This window comes from Pseudomonas sp. RC4D1, from assembly GCF_018390395.1.
In the GTDB taxonomy this organism is placed as follows: domain Bacteria; phylum Pseudomonadota; class Gammaproteobacteria; order Pseudomonadales; family Pseudomonadaceae; genus Aquipseudomonas; species Aquipseudomonas danubii.
This window is the reverse complement of the sequence record NZ_JAHBAW010000002.1, coordinates 384720-405125: the sequence shown is the minus strand read 5'-3', so window position 1 is coordinate 405125 and position 20406 is coordinate 384720. Positions and strand designations below refer to the sequence as shown.

The 20406-nt window shown below is 56.3% G+C and carries 21 protein-coding genes; 1 reads left to right on the top strand and 20 read right to left on the bottom strand.

Annotation, left to right across the window (positions count from 1 at the left end):
* Window positions 1–17 precede the first annotated feature (17 nt).
* From KHO49_RS17645 to KHO49_RS17605, 9 genes are read right to left on the bottom strand one after another with little or no spacing between them, the layout of a single operon-like run.
* The gene (locus KHO49_RS17645) at window positions 18–2867 is read right to left on the bottom strand and encodes a conjugative transfer ATPase (protein ID WP_213665509.1); all 2850 of its coding nucleotides are present in this window, start codon (window positions 2865–2867) and stop codon (window positions 18–20) included.
* The gene (locus KHO49_RS17640; RefSeq protein WP_213665508.1) at window positions 2867–3301 is read right to left on the bottom strand and encodes a TIGR03751 family conjugal transfer lipoprotein; all 435 of its coding nucleotides are present in this window, start codon (window positions 3299–3301) and stop codon (window positions 2867–2869) included. Before KHO49_RS17640 ends, KHO49_RS17645 begins: the two co-directional genes overlap by 1 nt.
* Window positions 3282–4718: a TIGR03752 family integrating conjugative element protein gene (locus tag KHO49_RS17635; RefSeq protein ID WP_213665507.1), complete on the bottom strand. Its 1437-nt coding sequence runs from the start codon at window positions 4716–4718 to the stop codon at window positions 3282–3284. Before KHO49_RS17635 ends, KHO49_RS17640 begins: the two co-directional genes overlap by 20 nt.
* Window positions 4708–5595 (bottom strand): TIGR03749 family integrating conjugative element protein, encoded by an 888-nt coding sequence (locus tag KHO49_RS17630; RefSeq protein ID WP_213665506.1) that lies wholly within the window; start codon window positions 5593–5595, stop codon window positions 4708–4710. Before KHO49_RS17630 ends, KHO49_RS17635 begins: the two co-directional genes overlap by 11 nt.
* A complete protein-coding gene (locus tag KHO49_RS17625; RefSeq protein WP_213665505.1) occupies window positions 5592–6281 on the bottom strand; it encodes a PFL_4703 family integrating conjugative element protein in 690 nt (229 codons plus the stop codon). The genes KHO49_RS17630 and KHO49_RS17625 overlap by 4 nt, the downstream gene beginning before the upstream one ends.
* On the bottom strand, window positions 6278–6676 hold the full coding sequence (locus KHO49_RS17620) for a TIGR03750 family conjugal transfer protein (RefSeq protein ID WP_213665504.1): 399 nt from the start codon (window positions 6674–6676) through the stop codon (window positions 6278–6280). The genes KHO49_RS17625 and KHO49_RS17620 overlap by 4 nt, the downstream gene beginning before the upstream one ends.
* A gap of 10 nt (window positions 6677–6686) precedes the next feature.
* Window positions 6687–7040, bottom strand: coding sequence for a TIGR03745 family integrating conjugative element membrane protein (locus KHO49_RS17615; RefSeq protein ID WP_213665975.1), 354 nt, complete (start codon window positions 7038–7040; stop codon window positions 6687–6689).
* Window positions 7041–7069: 29 nt separating this feature from the next.
* The gene (locus tag KHO49_RS17610; protein ID WP_213665503.1) at window positions 7070–7303 is read right to left on the bottom strand and encodes a TIGR03758 family integrating conjugative element protein; all 234 of its coding nucleotides are present in this window, start codon (window positions 7301–7303) and stop codon (window positions 7070–7072) included.
* Window positions 7300–7656, bottom strand: a complete 357-nt coding sequence (locus KHO49_RS17605) for an integrative conjugative element protein, RAQPRD family (RefSeq protein ID WP_213665502.1) — start codon at window positions 7654–7656, stop codon at window positions 7300–7302. Before KHO49_RS17605 ends, KHO49_RS17610 begins: the two co-directional genes overlap by 4 nt.
* A gap of 274 nt (window positions 7657–7930) precedes the next feature.
* Between KHO49_RS17605 and KHO49_RS17600 the strand changes: the two genes are divergently transcribed.
* Window positions 7931–8302, top strand: coding sequence for a histone-like nucleoid-structuring protein, MvaT/MvaU family (locus tag KHO49_RS17600; protein WP_213665501.1), 372 nt, complete (start codon window positions 7931–7933; stop codon window positions 8300–8302).
* A 350-nt stretch (window positions 8303–8652) separates the two neighbouring features.
* Here the strand turns inward: KHO49_RS17600 and KHO49_RS17595 are convergent, their stop codons facing one another.
* The 11 genes from KHO49_RS17595 to KHO49_RS31545 form a co-directional block, all read right to left on the bottom strand.
* Window positions 8653–11625: a two-partner secretion domain-containing protein gene (locus KHO49_RS17595; protein ID WP_213665500.1), complete on the bottom strand. Its 2973-nt coding sequence runs from the start codon at window positions 11623–11625 to the stop codon at window positions 8653–8655.
* Between the two features lie 34 nt (window positions 11626–11659).
* The gene (locus tag KHO49_RS17590; protein WP_213665499.1) at window positions 11660–13384 is read right to left on the bottom strand and encodes a ShlB/FhaC/HecB family hemolysin secretion/activation protein; all 1725 of its coding nucleotides are present in this window, start codon (window positions 13382–13384) and stop codon (window positions 11660–11662) included.
* A 170-nt stretch (window positions 13385–13554) separates the two neighbouring features.
* Entirely contained in the window at window positions 13555–13758 is a 204-nt protein-coding gene (locus KHO49_RS17585; RefSeq protein WP_213665498.1) for a hypothetical protein, read from the bottom strand.
* Window positions 13759–13899: 141 nt separating this feature from the next.
* On the bottom strand, window positions 13900–14646 hold the full coding sequence (locus KHO49_RS17580) for a TIGR03747 family integrating conjugative element membrane protein (RefSeq protein ID WP_213665497.1): 747 nt from the start codon (window positions 14644–14646) through the stop codon (window positions 13900–13902).
* Window positions 14643–16814, bottom strand: a complete 2172-nt coding sequence (gene traD, locus KHO49_RS17575) for a type IV conjugative transfer system coupling protein TraD (protein WP_213665496.1) — start codon at window positions 16812–16814, stop codon at window positions 14643–14645. Before traD ends, KHO49_RS17580 begins: the two co-directional genes overlap by 4 nt.
* Before the next feature lie 9 nt (window positions 16815–16823).
* On the bottom strand, window positions 16824–17381 hold the full coding sequence (locus tag KHO49_RS17570) for an integrating conjugative element protein (protein WP_213665495.1): 558 nt from the start codon (window positions 17379–17381) through the stop codon (window positions 16824–16826).
* Complete coding sequence (locus tag KHO49_RS17565; RefSeq protein ID WP_213665494.1) at window positions 17378–17962, bottom strand: transglycosylase SLT domain-containing protein; 585 nt, start codon at window positions 17960–17962, stop codon at window positions 17378–17380. Before KHO49_RS17565 ends, KHO49_RS17570 begins: the two co-directional genes overlap by 4 nt.
* Window positions 17947–18687 (bottom strand): TIGR03759 family integrating conjugative element protein, encoded by a 741-nt coding sequence (locus tag KHO49_RS17560; protein WP_213665493.1) that lies wholly within the window; start codon window positions 18685–18687, stop codon window positions 17947–17949. The genes KHO49_RS17565 and KHO49_RS17560 overlap by 16 nt, the downstream gene beginning before the upstream one ends.
* Window positions 18688–18696: 9 nt before the next feature.
* A complete protein-coding gene (locus KHO49_RS17555) occupies window positions 18697–19347 on the bottom strand; it encodes a hypothetical protein (RefSeq protein WP_213665492.1) in 651 nt (216 codons plus the stop codon).
* Window positions 19344–19922 (bottom strand): PFGI-1 class ICE element type IV pilus protein PilL2, encoded by a 579-nt coding sequence (pilL2, locus tag KHO49_RS17550; protein WP_213665491.1) that lies wholly within the window; start codon window positions 19920–19922, stop codon window positions 19344–19346. Before pilL2 ends, KHO49_RS17555 begins: the two co-directional genes overlap by 4 nt.
* 88 nt (window positions 19923–20010) lie before the next feature.
* On the bottom strand, window positions 20011–20145 hold the full coding sequence (locus KHO49_RS31545; RefSeq protein WP_502937905.1) for a hypothetical protein: 135 nt from the start codon (window positions 20143–20145) through the stop codon (window positions 20011–20013).
* Between the last annotated feature and the right edge of the window lie 261 nt (window positions 20146–20406).

Here is a 20406-nt window from a genome sequence, read left to right as displayed (position 1 = left end):
TACGTCAGCAGGCATTTCTACTGGGGCAGAGGTTCAATGCCTCGTGCCCGATCAATCCCTTCTGCAACCTTGAACGCCGCCTCCAGCTCGCTGATGCCCAGCGTTTGCATCAGTTGGAAGCGCTCGGCCTTTTCCTCGGGCTCGGTCATGGCCAGGGCCAAGTGCAGGCTTGGAGGGACGGCACGGAACAGTACTTCCATCGACTTCGAGAGGATCACGCCTTCGGTAAACTTGCCGGCCTCTTTGCGTGCGGAGAGCATCAGCGCCTTCTGCGAAGCATTGAGTTCGCGAAAGCGCGCAATCTTCTCGACCTCATCCGGTGGCATCGACAGGCATATCCACCACTCGATCATGTTCAACATGGATTCTGCTGCTTTGGGCAAATCGTCCAGGTTCTGGGTCGCGAGCCAGAACCAGGCGCCGAGCTTGCGCCACATCTTGGTGATCTTGACGATGTAGGGGGCGAGCAACGGGTTCTTGGTGATGATGTGCCCTTCGTCCGTGACGTTGATGATCGGGCGCCCGAGAAACTGGTCTCGTTCGGCGATGTTGTTCACGGTGTTGATCAGGGTGATGTAGGCGATCGACAGCTGAGCGTTGTAGCCCTCGCGGGCAAAGGTCGCGAGGTCGACGATGGTGATATCGGCTTCGGGCCAGGGGGTTCCTGGTCGGTTGAACATCTCGCCATCAGCACCCTGACAGAACATGTCCATGGCGTCGGCCATTTCCAGCAATCTGGCGCTGCGGATCTCCGGCAGCGCGGCATCTCGGCCCCGGTCACGCAAGGCATCACGCACATCACTGGGCAGCACGCTACGGGTTTCGTTTTTGCAGCGGTGCGCTGCATCGAGAATGCACTGACGGATGAGGCTTCGATCAGCGCGGGTCATCCGTGCTTCTTCTTTGTCTTCGCCGCCGGTGATCATCAGCCGTGCAGTGATCTCCAGCTCACCGAGTACATCACGCTGTTCATCGCCTTCGATGGCAGTGCTCTCCTTGTCGTCCAGTGCGTCGGCATCGAGGGTTTGAACTTCTGCTGGCGTTTCGACCAGGCGCAGGGCATCCGCAAAGGGTGCCAGACTGACTCCAGCGCCCGGGGCCAATCTGACGCGGTTGACGCTCATGCCTAAGCGAGCTGCAAGATCGCCGAACAGGCCGAAGGAGTTGCCGGCTTCGACGATAAACAGGCGTGGCCGATAAATGGCGGTGATCTGGTTGAGGATGTTGTTCAGGGTTGCACTCTTGCCTGAGCCGGTGGGGCCGAACAGGAAGAGGTGCGCGTTCATCTGCCTATCCAGCCGGTTCAACGGGTCGAAGGTGACGGTACCGCCGCCGCGGTTGAAAAAGGTGATTCCAGGGTTTCCCGTGCCCTGGCTCCGGCCCCACACCGGGGCGAGGTTTGCGGCATGCTGGGCAAACATCAGTTGGGTGTACCACTGTCGCTTGTCCTTGGTGGGGTCGTATACACACGGCAGCCAGCGCAGGTAGCTGTTGAGTGGCGCTACCTCATCTTCCTCTCGCACAGGTTGCAGGCCGGCGTTCAACAATACGTTGCCGAGGCGCAGCTCTCGCGCATCAAGTTCTGCCTGATCACGACCGCGCAGGTAGAAACACAGCGACGCGCGATAGAGCTTGTGTGCACTACCAATCAGGCCACGCACCTGCTTGACGTCGTTCAGCGTCTGCTCCGAGGCTAGGGTTTCACCGACCGCTTTCTTGGCCAGGTGATTCAGGTGGGCTTCAAGGGTGTCTTGTGGCGTGATGACGATGGTCAGACACATCACGGTGTCTTCCGGCATCTGATCGAACAGGGCGTTGATGGCGTCACCGCTTTTGCGGGTTTCGCCCGTTAGGTGGCCCGTTGTGGGGGGCAGACGCAATCGGTCCACCACCATGGTGCGGTGAGGCAGGCCATCGAAAAACCACAGGCCACTCTCGACCTCGGAACGGGGCTGGCCGAAGAACAGCCGCTGAGAGAAGTCGGTACCGGAGGCTAGCTCCAGTTCGCCAGCGTCGAGATTGTCGGGGTAGCGGGTGACTTGGTAGAAGCGCTCGCGGTCTGGCGCATCGGGTCCCAGGTGCGTTGGGTGCGGGTTGAACCAGGGCAACAACCAGGCGTGAATGGCCCCAGCGTCCAGGCGCTGCGCTTTTACACCTGCGTTGGCCAGGCCACCCGCCAGGCGCTCACAGATGATATTTAGCGTTTGTTCGCAGGATTGACCGCGGCGGGCCAGCCCCTGGGCTCGACGATAGACGACCAGTCGAGTGCGCCGGGTCTGCCCGCGCCATGGAAGGCGGGTCACGGTGTTGTCCTCAAACAGCCCGCCGGGCTTTGCCACCGATTGCAGGTGGTGCCCCATAAAACGAAGGTAGTAATCGGTGAACGCGGTTGCGCGTGCGCGAGGCTGGATGTAGGAGTGCAGCCCCGTCAGGTAAGGGCTGCAGTCAGTGTCGTCCTGTGCGTAAAACTGGATGATCCATGGGGCGTTATCCAGTTCATCGAAACTGTCTTGAATGGCGTTTTCCAGGGCATCGCGGGCCTGGGCAAGCCAGCTGTCCTCACGTCCTTCGGTGCCGATTGGCAACAGCTCAAAGAACGCCGCGACCGAGACGCCGTCATCGAGCAACATGCATTGCGATTCAGGCAGGAACTCGACCCAGGGCAGCAAGTCGGCGAATGAAGGCGCAACCCGATAAAGGGCTTGCTCGTCCGCCAGCGTGGCGGGGCGTGTGCGCTGCTGACTGTTGCCGTCAGGCATGGCAATGCCATGGGGCCTCAGGTCCGCGACGTGTTGCTCCCAGGCCCCAGTGTGTGAGGTTTCTTCGAGGGTTGCGGCGGCACGACGCCTCCAGAATGGCTGAATCATCAGTAGTCCTCCAGTCGCTCGCCGGGCATGGCGTATTGCACTCGCTGGTACAGCGGGAAGACGGTGGTATAGCCAGGGACGGGGACCGGATCGGTGCCGGCCAAGTGCGGAAACACGTACATCAGCAGGTCGGGATTCGGAAGCCGGTGGAATTGGCGATGAATTTCCGTTTGCGCTGTGCGTGTGTAGATGGCGTTATGAGCCGGAGCCGCATTCTGGACCTCGTGATCGAATGGGCGGCGCAGTGATTGCCGAGCATCCAGCAATTGCCGGGATGTTTGCCCACCCTGAGTACTACCCCCGGTCTCTTCATGCCAGATATTCAGCATGGTCCGCTTGTCGTGGGGCAGCAGCTCCTCCTTGCTGGTTGAACAGCCGGCCAACGCTACGAGTACAACCAAAATCCACAGGGGCTTAGTCCAGGTCCGGAGCATATTGGGCACCTCCAAGGCGGTGATCGACTTTGCGCCCCTGCGGGTCGTAATCGAGGGTGAGAGACTGTTCGATGTGCACGGCGACCGGAGCGCCGGGTTTGACGTAGATGGCGGCAAAGGCCTGCCCATATAGGCGGTTCACCCATTGCGACATTTCCTGAACGCCACCGGCCAGAATGCGCCCCATGGCCTCATTGCCACTGATGCCGACGGTGCCGAGTGAGCCGTTGTTGCTGGCGACAACGGCCACGTTGCCGTTGTCCGATTTAATCAGGGAGGCAGCGCCGGCACCTGCAGCAGTGATCAGCGCCTGGGTACCGAGGTACTGTTGCGCGTTACTCCGGCGGTCACCGCTGACGCACGGAATGCCATGGGGGTCGCTGATCCAGCCCAGACCATCCTGGAGATTGGAGCTGTTCTGGCGGCTACTGCCTCGCTCGTTGTCTTCCGGCAGGGTGCGGATCGTACCGTCATGAAAAACGAAGGTGATCGAACGGATCTGGCCGCGTACGCAGGAGAGGGTCCAGTCGCCGGAGGCTGTGCCGCTGACCACGGCGCCTGCCACGTCGGGAATGTCGATGCCGTTGGCGGTCAGGTTGTCCGGACCGACAAGTACCTTGAAGGGGTAGGGGTCATTAACGGTCCCATCGATGGGCACGCGACCGATCAGTGCCGTCATTGAGATGGCGCCTATCAAGGTCGAGTTGCTCGGCACGGTGTAAACCGGTTTGGCGCGAGACTTGCTGCCGCTTACAGGTTCCCTGGCGATCTGACGGCCCGGCTCAGCCAGCGCTTCCCGAGTGTTGTCGAGGGTCTTTTGTGCAGGGCTGAAGCTGGTGGGGAAACTGAAACTGTCAGCTTTGTTTGAGCGTGTCTTGCCTTCAGAGCGGGCGTCCTCGGGCTCGATCCACCTGACGCCTGAGTCGATGCCCTCGGCGTCGCCGGCCTCAAGCCCTAGACCCACGGGCAAGTCAGCGTGACCATTTTGGCCACCCAGCCCCTCCAACTGACGTTGCAGATCCTGCAGCAGCTTCTGAGTCTTTTCTCGTTCATTGAGCATCTGCTCGTGATCGTTCTGGAGCTTCTTTTTCTCCGCTTCAAGCGCGCTATCGATACGTCGTTCGATGGTGCCCTCGCGCAGGCGCAGTCTTTCGTTTTCCGCACGCTGCTCCTTGGTTTCCGACATTGCACCCTGCAGGTCAAGGCGCAGTTGCTTCACATGACCGACCAGTGTCGCAACCGTGTCCTGGGCCGTGTCACCCTCGATACCCAGGGCCTTAGCTTCCTCAGCGGTGAGCTTGGGAGTGGCGGCGTGATCCCGGGGGCTGCCACTGCCCGAAAACACTTTGATGCCGACGAAAACCAGCAGCAATGCCATTGGGATCATCAGCCACTTCAACAGACCGTTACCTTTCATGGCCGTCTCCTTGGTCGCTAGCGGCCGGCAGGGTCAGTGTGGCGTCGATCTGGTTGATGGCCGGTAACAGTGCTTTATCCAGTCCGCCCGATCGGGTCACCAAATAGACGACTGTCGTGTCCTCCGGCGTGCCGACGGGTCCCAGAGCGGCGTGCTGGAAGGTTGCGCTGACGAAATTGCCCTGCAGGGCCCTCGGGTCCAGCTCTTGCCAGCGAACAGAGGTGTTTTTCAGGCGTGCTGCGGTCACCCACAGATTGCCCAGGCGCCAGGCCGAGAGGCCCACTGCTTTTATCGGTAGCGTAGGCAGCAGAGTGTCCAGAGGCTGTGAGCGGCGAAGGTTGACCTGGGTGATCCCGGGGACAGGCTCAAGGGTGCGCAGTGGCGCATAGAGGCTTTGCGCCGCATACCGTGTCAGTACCACGGGCACTGGTGTTTCATGGGGGACGAGATCGGCAGCCAATCCCGCTTGATCGGTATCTTCATCAGCCGGTGACCCTCCGTAGCGCGGGGCAGGGCCCTTGGCCTCGACAATGCGAACGGGTTCCAGAGCTGCTTGTCCAGGTTCGGAAGCTTCGGCGGCGATATCCAGCAGGATCAACGTGCCGGTGTCGGCATCTTGAAGTTGCAGACGGGTTGGTTTTATCGGTGCGCTGGCGCGTAGGTAGACCGCGCCACCAGCACTTTGCACCCGCAGCTTGTCGCTGATGGCGGGTGGTACACCGACACGCACATTACGATCGATAAACACCACGCGCTCCTGATCTACCAGCAATGGAACCGCCAGCGGCAGCCGCTCCCAGCGCAGGATTTCCAGCGCCTGGGCGCCGCTTGAGAGGGCCGCAGTTAGAAGAAAAAAAGAAATGTGGAGGCGCTTCATTGTGTTTCTCCCATGACGCTACCCAGCCCCGACGCAGGGGCGACAGGCGTGACGGAATCGGGGTGAGCGATACGCTGAGGTGCGCCGTTGTAGCAGTCGAGCATGAGGCCGAATGGGTTGCGCTCGGGATCGAGGTCGGCCCGCGACACTTTGATCGGGTAGCGCACCAGGGCCCGCTTGACTTGCTCCGAGCCGAAGTACTCATCGGCCGTCAGGTCCAGGGTCACGATCCAGTCCCGGTCCGAGACCACTTCAACGCGTCCAGCTGGATCGTCGCCATAGCCACGCCCCGGAATTTCATAAACCCCCCGTACACGCTGGCGCAGCTCTCCAGCGGCACGACGCTGCTCATACTCGGTACGCAACGAGGTCTGGCAGGAGGGCGTGAGGTAGGCCGATAGCGCCTGGATATTGCGGGCATAGTCCTCATCGCCATTGGTGGGCCAGCGCTGGAGCTGCTGCCAGATGTAGAAGGTGAAGGCGTAGACGCTTTCCGGCGGCACTTCCCACCACTTTCTGACGCTCCCGGAGCGCAGGTCGGGTGGCACATGAATGGTCAGATCGCGCGGGGCACTCCACCAACCGCCCCCCATGATCAACGCAACGAGTAGCAATGCTCCTGATCCGCCGCGCAACGTCTTGATGTGCGACTGCAGGTGGGTGATCTCATTCTTGAACCGGCTCACGGCTGCGTTCTCCTTGTGCTCCAAAAACCAGAGCGCAGGACCAGTACTTGGCCGCCGACATACCTGGCCAGGCTTGGATGTCGCAGTGATACCCACCACTGTATCTGGCGGTACAGCCAGGTATCGGGTCGACCTCGTTTCTGGCGACGAAGCAATCCCCCTCCGGCAAACACGCCGATGCTGATGGCGAGGACGATGGCGGTAGGTACCATGGCGATGGTCGAAAAGGTGAGGGCAAGGGCAATGCCTACAGCCAAGCCGACGACGGCAGACAGTCCGGAGCAGATCCACAACTCGTCTGCGGTCAGCCCCCGCACCACAACAGGGTGGTGGTTGAGACGGTTAGGCAGGAAGCTGACGGTACCGTCTGGCCGGACATCGTGAGATTGACCCATGACGATCTCCTTAAAGAACCCCAGTGGCTTCGGTAAGCAGCCAAATGCCAACCACCAGTAAAACCGCGCCAATGGCCACGGTCAGACCGAACTGGCCCCAGGTTTTACGTCCGGTATGGATCTCGGCGTAGGTGCCATAGGCGTGGTAGCAAACGCCGATGAACATCGATGCGACAACCAGCAGCGCGACGAGCATTACGATGTCGTATCCGTAGTTGCGCAGGGTGTCCATGATCCCTTTCCCAGAACCCCGGGAAGGGTCTTCCAGTGTGGGCAGACCCTGAGCCTGGGCCAGTGAAGACATCCAGGTCACAGCAAGGGCAAAAGCCCGGCGCGGGCGTTGGGCGGTCAAGATGGAGTGCATTGTCTGCATCATGGTTGGAACCCTTTTCATCAAGAGAGGAGGAAGAACGTCAGAACGAGGTACAGCGCAAAAAAACGCACAGCGACACCGAGAAACTGACGCTGCGAGATACGTTGCTCGGACCAGCCGACGTAAGCGGTTCTAAGTGCCCAGACACCCCACAGCAACAGAACGGCGAAGACCAATCCGATCAGCACCGACGCGGTGGCAAAGGGCGTGAAGCCACTGTTGGCTTGAAAGGCAGCGAGCTGCATCGCTGTCATTTGATGACCTCCGGCTTTGCTTCCTGGCGGTAGTTACCGAGCAGAGCGTTGGTGTCTCTTGGTTGGGCTCGTTGCGGCGTCAGGTAGTCGTGAACACCCACCTGAATGCGTTGCAAGTCAGCGCTCAGTCGCTTGTAGTCGAAGTGATAGCGGGATCTTTCTTGCGGGGCGGAGTCAGCCGACTGCTTGGCCATTCGATCCACCAGAGCGAGCTGGCGTAGCAGGGCTGCGAGCAGCTCCGGTTCGGATGGGATTTCGCTGGCGTGTACAGGCTGAGCCATCAGTATTGCCATGACGACGAACATCGGCAGCACTTGGTTCGAGAACAGGGAGTGTTTGCTGATCAACTTCATTGCGTCGTGCTCGTTTGACGTGAACGGCACAATGGTGAAAGGGTGTGAGACTTCTTACTGCAATGAATGGATAACGAGGGTTCACCGTATTTAGGTGACTAGTTAAGGGGGAGGTGCGGGGGGATTTTAGGAGAATAGTTGGGCTTCCGCTCTACTCTTCGTTCCTATGCATAAAAAAATAAAGTTTAAGCCACTGCAAGTGATGACTTGGCGGTTTATAAGTCTTAATATGGTCGAGTTGAATTTTGAATTAACCCACTGAGGAATTTATAGAATGTCCCGCCTAGCCGAGTTTCGTAAACTGGAGCAGCAGCTCGCCACCCAACTCGCAGAGCTCGAGTCGATGAAAAGCGATTCCGGTCTGAAGAAAGAGATGGAATTTGAAAGCAAGCTGCGTGCGTTACTGGGTGAGTATGGATTCAGCTTGAAGAACATTATTAATATTCTGGATCCAGAGGTTGGTAGCCGTACCTTGACGTCAAAATCAGCAGCTGTAAAAACAGTCCGTAAGGCGAGGGATGTGAAGATTTACAAGAATCCTAATTCGGGCGAGCTGATCGAGACCAAGGGTGGTAATCACCGTCAGTTGAAAGAATGGAAAGCAGAGTTTGGTGCGGACGTTGTCGAGTCTTGGCGAATTCAGTAAAGGATGCTCCGATCAACTTGCCGCAAGATTGTGGTAAGTCGAAAACCCTCCGACGCACATCGCTATGTGCAGGATCGCGACGCAGTGGGTGACGCAGTGGCTTACTCGAAGGAAAAATACCCTTCATTGAATACTCTCTTCGTCGATAGTGCATGCGCGGGAAAATAGACTCAGCGAATGCATCAAACAGCCTTATCCTTAATACTGGAGTTCGGAAAGTCTGTTTGCCGGACTCTTGCGTTGATGGAATCGATTTTACACACAGACCAACAGGCTAGAGCTGCATTTGCGTGGCTCTAGTCTGTTGGTTGAAAGTGCCTGTGGTCGGTTCTATGTGACCTGAATCGAAGTTAGGGCAGGAGAATTTGTATATCTTGCTCTTCGTTAGGCTCTATGGCTAACCCATAAGGGGAATGCTTATTTGCTTCTTGCATTTTTACATGCTTCAAGCTTGCGGAAACATTTCGTGGGGAATCAATATCAATATTCGCTGCCGGAGCCTGCTTCAGAGGCTTGTGCCGAATCACTGTCCCCCCCTCAGCCACGATGATATTACCTACGATGTCATCACCGGTTGTGGTGTTCCCAATGATAGTACCGCCCTTGCCGACGGTCAGATCGTGCTCGGCCAGTATGCCGTCCGCCGAAATACTTGTGCCTTCTAAAGTTGCACCTGCGGGAACTACAAAATCACTGGTGAGCTCTACGCCATTTCCAGATTGGCTGGTGCCGTTCACCGTACCACCCTGATCCAATATCAACTGGTTGCTTGCAACAATGCCTGCGCCTAGCTGACTTGTCCCGGTCAAGGTGGCACCGTCTGTCATCTGAACAGGTTGTCCAGTGATTACTAAACCGCTACCAGCGATGCTATTTCCTTGTACGACCGCACCAGGCAATAGAACCATATTGGAGTTAAATACTGCACCATTACCATTGGTACTTTCGCCATGCATAGTTCCTGCAAAATTTAAAGTGGTATTTACATCGAAATTCCCGGATGAAATCCCATTGCCATTTTTTGATGCGCCGTGAATATTGGTGTTCTTGGGTATATTTAGTGTGGTGTTATCAATAACGGCTACTAGCACTCCTGCGCCATCGGTTGAGGAGCCAGTGATATTGATATTGTTTTCGGCAGTAAGTTTTACCCTAGTATAGACGCCGTTACTTTTTTCCGAGGTGCCCGTGATATTTATATCACTTCCGGCAGTGTGCGTTGATTGATCATAAATGCCGTTACTTTTTTCCGAGGTGCCCGTGATATTTATATCACTTCCGGCAGTGTGCGTTGATGCAATACCGACGCCGAATCCGTCCGTTGAGGAGCCAGTGATATTGATATTTTTTTCGGCAGTGTGCGTTGATTGATCATAAACGCCGTTACTTTTTTCCGAGGAGCCCGTGATATTTATATTACTTCCGGTAGTGAGCCTTGATACAACATAGGCGCCGATTCCGTCCGTTGAGGAGCCAGTGATATTGATATTTTTTTCGGCAGTGTGCGTTGATTGATCATAAACGCCGTTACTTTTTTCCGAGGAGCCCGTGATATTTATATTACTTCCGGTAGTGAGCCCTGATACAACATAGGCGCCGATTAGGTCCGTTGAGGAGCCCGAAACATTCACATCGCCTTTAACAAAATTTACTCCTCTAATATATGCGCCATAACTCTTCTGCGAAGTGCCAGTAATATTTAAATTTCTTCCTGCATTGAAGACGCCATAATAAGGCTGGTTTGTGCCTCTGCCGTCATTAGAACTGCCTGTAACACTGATATCGTTTTGGGCTTTTGTTTGTCCTCCTGAGATTACGCCGGAGCCTTTATTAGAACGCCCGATAAAGTTGATATTGTTTTTGGCGTTTAGTCGACCTGAATCTTCTATCCCGTGGCCTGCATCAGACAGCCCTGTAACATTGATATTATTGCCTGAATTCATTGTTCCAGAAATACCGCTCCCTGTGTGACTGGTCGATTTGCCAGTGATATTTATATCCCCTTCTGCAGAGAGCGTTGATGTAGTGTTGACGCCTCTATTTTTCTGCGAGGAGCCCGTGATATTGATGTTGTTTTTAGCTGTAATATCACCCTGGCTAATATAAACCCCACCTAAATCTTCAGAAGCGCCAGTGATCGTAATGTCGTTGCCTGCAACCAAGCTCGATGACGAAGTTATCGCTACACCATCTATTTTTTTGGAGCTACCTGTTAGTTCTATGTTGTTGCCGGCGTTTAGCTTAGCATTGACGTTGAGTTTAACGCCGTCACCATTGCCGGCAACGACAATGTCTTTGTCGGCTTTGATGGTCGATGAAACTGCATTAGTGCCGATTACCTCTACTCTGCCGTTATCCGCTACCAATTTGGCCGAGCCGTTCTTGTTTTGCGCGGACGAATCCATCAGGTCGGAAATAGCGGTGGCCTCAATGGTGCCAACGCTATTTTTGACCCAACCTTCATGAGCTCTGAGCTCTACATGGGCGGCCTTGAGGGTACCGGCATTATTGTGTACGCCAACAGCGGGTTCTGGATGGGCAACCCCGGTTAGCTCAACGCTGAGAAACGGATTGGTGCCACTAGGCATGGTGAGCGTGAAGTTTTTACCGGAAGCCATTTGCACGGTGCCCTTGGTCGCGCTGAGTGTGCCGGTATTAGTGACATTGCCTGCCCCTGACAACACTACAAATCCGCCCAGGCCGTTTGCAAGCAGTTGGCCGTTATTGATGATGTCACCTGCGGTAGTAACGTCGGTTGCCGGGGCAAACGTATAGTTTTTATCCATGAATGCGTCGTTACTAATCTCCTGCGTTGATACCACCAAGCCACCCACATTGACCTGTGCTGTTTTACCAAATACAACCCCGTTGGGGTTGAGCAGGAATACTTGGCCATTGGCATTCAGCGAGCCATCAATCTGACTCTTGGCGCCTGTGACACGGTTCAGGGTTACATCGGTGGCATTGGCGTGCTGGAACGTCACGGTGTTTGCATTGCCAATATTGAACGTATTCCAGTTAATGACCGCGTTGCCGGGTTGCTGAGTGACGGTCATGCCTGCGTCTTGGGTGGCGATCGCAGCATTGCCGGCAGCGACAACTCCTCCGGTTGGCAGGATTGAGGCGGCCTCAACTGACGTCATGAACCCCAGGGCCCATAACATTGCAACAGCTAGGCGTGTTGGTTGTAGATACAGACGCTGGGGTTGCGCGCCAGGGCGCGCAGAGGCAGAGGCCTTACCCTGACTGCTTTGCAGTTCAGAGACTACAACGGGCTGGTTCAGGGCGCGGCTAAAGATCACTCTAAAACGATTCGAGTTCATGGTAAGCACCTATGGATGAACAAATGATGAATGACTAAAACGATGTGCTTACGTCCAGCCAGATGCGGTTGGCATCCTGGGATGTCGACAGGTTGTCGGACAGGCGTTGGGCATAGGTCAGGCGGGCGTTGTATTTTTGAGCGACATTTACATTGAAGTAGGCCCCGGCACCTTCCAGGCGCATACGGCTATTGCTGTCTGGATTGGTACCCCAGCTATGGCGATTAACGCGGCCTTCGGCTCGGTCGTAAAACACTGCAGCGGTCAAACTCTGATTCAAGAGCGAGGGGGTATGACGCAACTCAAAGGTTCCTTGCGCGCCCTGGTTGACCAGGGTGCTATCCGCAACAAACGCACGCACACCGCCAGGACCGCCTAACACCAGTGATTGGGAGCTATCCAGGTTACTGTTGGTCAACTGAGTGCGTAATGCAGCAAAGGCAGACCATTGCGGGGCCAGTGTTTGTTGCCAATAGCCGTCGATACGTTGTTTGAAGAAGCTGCCCTGGCTCTGACGCGTTTGTCTGTCGATGGCCTGATCGAGTGGGTCGCCAAAATGCAGGCGACCCACTGTTGATGCGAGGCTAAAGCCAGCCACGCTGTTGTCCCAGAAACGATAGCCCGACAGTTGGGCGGTTGTTGTTTGAGTGTTGCGACTACGGTCCACAACGTGCAACAGGCGGTCACTGAAATCACTGTACTCATAAACAGCCCGTGCCTCTAAACGGCCAAGATGAGATAGCCAAAGCGGATGACTGATCCAAGCCGAGTAGGCATCAGAGTCGCCTTCGGCATCCAGAGGATCGAAGGCGCCGTTCAGCACATAATCAAGGTGGCTATACCCACCCCCCACGCGAGTGCCATACGGGCCAACCGGTAGGCTGTAGGAGACGCCATACTGCTGCAGGCCGGTATGATGCTCCAAGGCTTCGGTACTGGTCACACCATCCAGCGTTACCTGGTCGCCAATAAGCAGTGTGCTATTGAGCGCCACCCCGGCATTGAGCTGATTGCGTCCTGTATAGGCGTTGCCATGATTGTTCGCCCCGGCGTAACCACTGAGGTGTTTAATGGGCGCCACCTCGACATCGAGCAAGGTCGTCCCTGGCAAAGCGCCAGCCTTTAAGGTTGCTGCTGCGGAAATGCCAGGCAGATCGTTGAGCAAGTACATGGCGCGATCGATGTCCGCACTCATGACATAAGGAGGAGTGGAGCAAGGTGCTAGGCAGGTTGCATGTTCGATAATGCGCTGTGCGGTTTCGAGCTCTCTAGGGGATGATGCTCTCACCTTGGGTGCTGCATAACGGCCTTCGATGACCTGTAAGGTCAGTGTGTCGTTTTGCATACGTTGCTTGGGGATCAAAACGCGAACCGCCATGAAACCGCGCTGGGCATAAAGCCGTTCAACCGCCACGGTCATTTTGCGAAGATCGGCGATGCTGACCTCTTGATTGAGCCAAGGCGCAACGGCGGCGTCCAACGAGAGTTTAGGCAGGCCTTGAGCCCCCTCAAAGACAACGTGCGTGATGCGTACTGTCTTGCTCGATGGGGCAACATCTTCGCCATCAGGAGGCGTTGAAGGCGCGAACATGTCGAACTCGATAGGTAGTGATCGATCTTCGGGTTTGACTGGATCTTGTTGCAATTGATTGCCCAAGCTGCCAGCAGACGGCAATTGGGCCGCCTGAACGGCCATAGGAAGCCCAAAACCCAGAGAGGCGGCCAGTATGGTCAGGCGCCTCAGCTTGTGAAATGTCATATAAGATGCACATCCGTTAAAAAAGAAGGATGCGAATATCAAGGTATGGGGTGGGCAAGGCTACGGACGGCTGGTGAATAGCTGTGAAATATGATTATTGCCTGTTATTTGGTTGCGTAAAAATAAGTATTGCTGTACGGCTTCTATTTTTGTGCATGTCTTAATGAGTTTCAGGCCAACCCCTTGAATGTACAGCGTTGCGCAATGTGTTCGTTTGCCACCTTGGGATCAGCTGGTGTCGATGCGGAGGGAACCTCGACCGGCGGCACTGTCCGCGGTGGCTTGGTCTTCTGTGCCGCCTGGTTTGGAAAGTCACCATGCACCGCCTTCTGGATCAGCCTGAACAGATAGCTGACTGTAATCTGCGTCTGCATAGACCGCGTTTTTCCTGCACGCTTGATTGCGGACTCCACGGCACCTGGACAAACCAGCCCAGGGGCATTTGGACATTCGTTCCGTGTTCACCTGGATCGCATCGCCAAAGGTCAGCTCGCCCTCACGGCCGTAGAGGGCACCTACAAGTACTTCTTAAAGCTCCCAGCCATTATATTTACCGCAATCCCCAGCATGATCGCGCTGGGCAGCAGAATAAGTAGCGGATTCACGCTGACTGGCAAGGCGAGGTACACAACCCACGGGAGCATGGCCAGCGGCAGTACCGACGCCTTGGCGCGGTGGTAGACAAACCCCGATTCGCGCCCTGCACCAAAGCGTCGAATGTCTCGCCGCACCAGTCCATCGACCAGGCCGACAAAGGCACTGAGCAGAAACAGCGGCGCGGCAAGCACCAGGATGAGCACGCGCACCATCACCACCAGTGTGATGAAGGCCGTGGCGATCAAATATTTCTCCAGCCAGATGTAGGCCTGGCTGACGAAGTATCTAAAGTCCTTGGCACTACTGGCTGCCGCTGCGGCCTTGGCTGACTTCTCACGTATCCAGTCGGCCAAATGGCTTTTCACGAAGATCCATTCATAGGCCTGTTGGACCAGTTGATGCGCCGTCCGCCCGGGTTCCTGCACCACAGCGCTGCGTGTGAAGTGTTCGGAAAGCTGGGCCAGCTCAAAGCTCAGCATGTTGGAGGCATGCTGCCAGCCTTCCTCTGGCCAGAAAAAATGCATGCCCAGGCATTCGATTGTGATGCTCAAAAGTAATGAGCCAGACAGGACACCGAACAGATGAAAGGGCAGGGCGATGAGCGTTGAAATCAACCCGCGATTCTGGTTTTGCTGAGGGGGTGCCGTCGAAGAGTATGAACTCATGTCGAGACAACGTCCTGGGCAAGCTCACCTGCGGCCATCTGCCTGAAGTCATCGATCAGGTCATCGGGAAGAGGGGCGTTCTGCAATCCAGGCAAACCTGCGCTTTCCCACCAATCCCCTGCGTCCACGTAGTGCTGACGCATGTAGTCTGCCAACTGTTGCAGGTCTTTGGGCATCACTTCGTCCGGATCGGGGGCAGGAAGTGGCATGCGGACTTTCCACAGGCGCCCACCTTCGAGCAGGGCAAAGGCCTGTCCTTTGGGCAGGGCGACAATGTGTGCTGGCTCGATCAACGGAACGCTGGATGTGGTAATGCGGTCATGGGTGTTGGATGTGAAATCGGTGCGTCCACGAATGTCCGAGCTGTCGGTGGCGCCGCTCATCAATGATGTGGTGTAGACCTCGACTTTTGGTACCTGCTTGGTCAATAGCTCGGCTGTCGCCGTCTCACGTACGCGGAGCATGAACAGGTTGTTGAAGTTGCCGATTACCTGGCCAGCTTTTGCCCGATTGCCGATTTTCGCTTCGATATCGCTTAGCGTCTGGGTATACGCGGTGACTTGCAATCCGGCGCCACCTCCCTTGTTCACCATCGGTACAAACTCATCGCCCATCAGTTCGTTGACTTCATCGGCGTGCACGTTGATCGGCACCCTTGTATCCGCTGTGGCGCCCGGCAAACCATCATCAATACCGAATTTGTAGATGTGCCCGGCAACTGATACCAGATCGCTGAACATCGAGTTTCCGACCGCAGCAGCAACCTCGGGATCTGACAGAGCGTCAAGGCCGACGTAGACCACCGCGCGTTTACGGATGACCTGCATCCAGTCGAAGATAGGCCGCGAATCCTCAAGGTCGGAGTAATTTGGTGCCAACAACTGAGCGATCTTGCCGGTGGTGAGTTTTTCCAGAAGTGGCAGGAGAGACGCGACGATTTTGTCGAAGTAGGTCCGGTCATAGCGAACCGCGCTGCGCAGGCCATCGAGTACCGGGTCGTAGACTCGCACTTGGGACAGGTACTGTTCTATCGCGACGACCCGTTTGTCGCGTCCGATCATGTTGCGAGGGGTATTCTTCTCGTTGAGTCTGGCCTCGATCTGAACGATGACCTGCCATGCCTTGGTGTCGGTCCTGGCAAAGAACTGTGCGGCGTACTCCATGAACAATGCATCGATGTTGACCACATGACGCTGAATCAGTTGGTAGTCCGGGCGCTGTCCCAGTTCCACGAGTGCACGGGCGATGATGTTGACGAAGCGCCAGGCGAACTCGCGAAAGGCGGCAGAGTTGCCTTCGCCGGATAGCTGCCCGGCGATACGGGATGCGACCTCGGATATCCGGCCAAAGCGACCAACAGCGTTGTAGCGCGCCGAGATATCCGGCCAACCCAAGTGGAAAACGTAGAACTCGCCTTCACGTCCGGCGCGCTTGGCTTCGACATAGGCTCTTTTCAATAGGTCGGCATCGCCCTTGGGGTCGAAGATGATCACCACTTCGAACTCGCCCTGGGCGTTGCGTCGCCGGATGTCCTGGGTGATCAACAGTTCGGCGAGCCGAGTCTTTCCGACGCGAGTCGTTCCCAGCACCAAGGAGTGCCCGACCCGTTCGCCCAGGGGTAATGTCACGTCCACTTCATTCGGTTCGATACCATGCAGGCGAGCTTGGCCGCCGACGGGTGGAAGCGGCTGGGCAGGGTTCAACGGATGATCCCAGGCGGTAAGGCGCGCGAGTCCGGACCATGGGGGCGACGCGAATTCCAGACGCTCCTCCAGGCGTCGGGCCATGCGATACAACCGTGTGGGTTCAACATAGGCACGAAACTCCGGGCGGTAGGTCTGCATCAGTCGATGGGTGTGGCGCTGATCCCATAGAAAGCCTCGACCGATGAACAGACGCTTTTGGCTGACCGGCACATTGCGGCTGGTCATCACATAGCGGGGCAGGCGCCGGATGTTGCGACGGTAACGCAGGATGATTAAGGCATCACGCATGCGCATAACGCCAAAGCCAAGAAAGCCCAGGGCCGATCCCAGGCCCATGGACGGATTCAACGCAACGGACCAGGGGGCGATCAAGCACAGGACCGCAGCGCTGAGGCAGACAGCGACGCTATAGAGTTCGACCGCAGGCCTGAGAAGGACCTCGACAGCGTGAGGCTGTGCCAAGGCCCCCGCTCACTGCTCAATGCCGGTCGGCGTAATCAAGACCGGGTAGTGTTTAAGTCCCAAGCGTTCAGCCATGTCGTCAGCCGCGGTAGGAATCAGCTTCAGCTCCGGCACTTCGCTACGCAGTTCGGCCAATGCTTGTGGGGTTGCAACGTTGACGACCAGCCCTACTGCGCCCAACTCCTGCAACGTTGTGCCGCGCTGGCGCAGCCAGGCTCGGGAGTGCTCATCGTCGCCTACAAGAAACAACGACATCAGCCCAGGCGCCTTGATGGCTTTGCGTACTACCTGACCAGGCGACAGCAACATAGAGCGAACCGGCAGCATGCTCGCTTCGCTAACGGGGTCGATGGTAACCACCTGCGGATTGACTGACGGTGATCGGAAGCCATTGGCATCTTCCTGTTCGGGATCCAGCGCATGGTAGTAAGGCAGCGCGGAAATACCGCCTCGGTCTTCAACAACGATCAGGGAGGAGGGTGGCGCCGCGGTTACCACTGGGTGAGTCAGCAGGGTAATCACCACCAGCGTGATGTTTGAGGCCAATACTTGACGATGGAGTCTCATGGGGACCTCCTGTTCGGTGTCTGTTTTGCGGCGGGTTCATCCTGCAATCGCGACAGGTGGTGGATGACACTGCGTCGATAGCGCGCGGCGGGTTGTCCGCCTGCAGGTCGGTGATAGCGGCCGATGGCGAGCAAAACATCCTCACCGGGTTTGTACTGTTCGCGCAGAATCTGCGCTGCGATCGCAAGGTTGCGGTAGGGATCCAGCAACTCGCAGGGATGCAGGTAGCGATGTTTTTGGTAGCCCAGGTTGATCTGACCCAGCCCCGCGTCAATGCGGGTCGGCGTTGTCTTGCGAAGGGCTCTGAGCAAGCCTTGGCAGGCTTCCTGGTGGTTCTTGTAACGCTGGGGCGCTCCCGCTACGTTCAAGGTCCAGGGCCATGGGACCAGTCGCGAACCGCGTTTCAACCCGCTTTCCTGCAGGGCAATGGCATAGAGCACGGTGGATGAAATGCCAGCCTGTTGGGCTGCCATCTGGTAGGCCGGCGGAGGCACAAGCAAAGGCTGAGCCGTCGCGTGATCGATTGATGTGGTGATCAGCAGCAATGCGCCGGCCACATAGAGGGTTATTGGCGTTGCCATTGGCTGTCCACCCAGCGCACCACTGCGGGCAGGTCTCCCGGCAGATTGAGCGACAGCCAACGACCGGCATCATGGTTCAGGGTGATCTGTCCGCCATTCACTTTGTTCGGGGCAATCTTGGCGCGACGTGCCCACTCGCGGATTTTTGCATCATCTTGTGAGTCGCCAACCATGTAGAGGTCGAACTCAGCCCCCGTGACTGTCAGCCGACTGATGAGGTGCTCGCAGTCGTTGCAGTTTTCCTTTACGAAAACTGCGAGCCGCCCAGACCCTGTTGGCATCGAGGGGGAACCGAGGGTCGGACTTTCGTCGCTCAGGCTGACCCGCTGCAGGTCCGGGTAGAGGAGCCTCCAGGCTTCATCGTAGGCTCGCTGGTACACCAACAACTTTTCGACACGTATGGCTTCGGCTTGCACCTGCAACTGGGCGTAGTGACGGAGCTCGTCATCGTTCCGTGCCTCGATTCCCAGGGCGGTCAGCGGATCGATGTTGGGGGAGTACACGCCCAACGGGCCCTGCATCAGCTGACGATAGCGTGCCCACTCATCCTGCTTCAGACCCCATGCCTGCGCCTGATACTCATCGTCGCCAGTGGACCGGCTCTGAAACTCCTGGCTTGAGCGAGTGTGGGAGGAGATTACTTCGGTATTGCGGGCAATGGCCGGAGAAGTACCCCAACTGGACAGGGTGAGCACCAATAAGGTGGAAAGGACTGTAGGTTTCATCCTGCCCTCCTAGGGTATGGCCAGGCGTAGTGCCTGACCTTCACGGAGGAACACTGCGGTTGCGCCATCGATGGCATCCAGTTGCCACCCGGCAGTGCTCTCGCCTTGGCGCAGTAATGTGGCTTCGCCAAGTGTCGATGAACCGCTCGGCAGAATGACCAGGAAGCGTTCGCTACCACGCAATTCAACTCCATTGATGGTGAAAGGCGGAACCTGGGGCTTGATCTTCTTGGTCTGGGCAATGTGCCGCGGTGGAGTGATGGAGGCGGCTTCGCGTGGGGCATTTACACGAGCCGCCAGCGCTTCGATATGTGCCTGCAGTGGAAGCAAACTGGAAGGAGCCAAGCGTTCATTCAGTGCTGATTCGATGGTTGCCAGTTTCTGTTTCAAATCCAGGTGCGCTCTATCGGCGTGCGTTTTCAGCTGCTCGGTCGCTTGCTGGCGGTTGTCTTGGATGGCTTGACTCAGGTTTGCGATTTGAGTCTCCATAAGGGCAATTTTTGCATCCTGCGTGCTGGCTTCATCCTGGCCTGCAAGTCGAGATATCTCGGCCTGATTGAGTAGAACCAAGGTGCTGAGCAAAAGCGCACAAACGATGACACCAATGCTCAGCAGTCTGCGTACACGACACGCACGTGTAGGGCCTGTCATCAGAATCATGACCGATCCTCCAGTGCTGCCTGTGGTGTTTCCATCTGGGACTGGCTATCAAAAGCCGGAAACACGAGCGGAGACGCTGTTGGTCCGCCGACATCGATTCTTGGAGGTATTGCGCGGACAAAGCAGATCTGGCGTAAGACGTCATCAACCTGAAGCTCCCAAGAAGCTCCTGACAAGGTCAGCAATCCATCGCGCAATGACAATGGCCCTAATCGATAGTGAGCCGCTGGCAGGGGCAAGGTGGCGAGTGAACTTATTCCACTCAGGTCGCAGAGCTGATAGCCGGATCGCAACAAAATATGCTGCAGCGCATCACCTACGGTGGCATCCAGTCTGGGAGGAATAGCGACTTCGACCACTTGCTGCAGTAAGTCGCGCTGGTGAGACTCTGGAACCAGCTCGACGAGGGTGTAACGTCCGTAGCGGAGCACGGGCACGGTACTCGGGATCGCTTCCTTGACTGTTTCAAATGGAATAATGTCGGCTGAAGGTGATGGGAGCTGAGGTGCCACGCATCCGTACAGCAACCACAAGCTGAGCAGTGAGGTGAGTGAGCGAAAGGTGAAGGTGCACATGCGGCAAATCCCCGGGTTCGGTGATGTGCCACCATCGCTCTCTATGTGTTAGTCCTCAGTAAACAATGGGTATTTCTGATGATCCGGGTTATTGCCACTGGAGTGGGAGGGGAAACTGGATTTCGAATATCTGTACAATTAGGTCTAGATCATCTGATGTACACCCTGAAAGATCCTGGTTTTTAGTGGTCTGGTGGTTTTTCTTAAGTAGGTGTTTACCTATTTTGTCAGTTTGTCTTTAGGGGGCGGAGGGATGTTTATTTTTATAGCCAGTGCTCCAAAATCTATGAAGGTTTAATGGGGTTTTGTAAGACTAGCTTGGCATCCCGGTCAGTATTTTTATCTAAAGGGCTCAAGAAGTCGTAATTGGTTCTGGGTGAGATTTTACTTGTGGTTTTTGTCGTGACTTAATTTCCCATGGGTAGCGGATATCCTAATAGTCATTAGGGAATTAATTAACAATTTTACTTGCTGCGCCATCCAA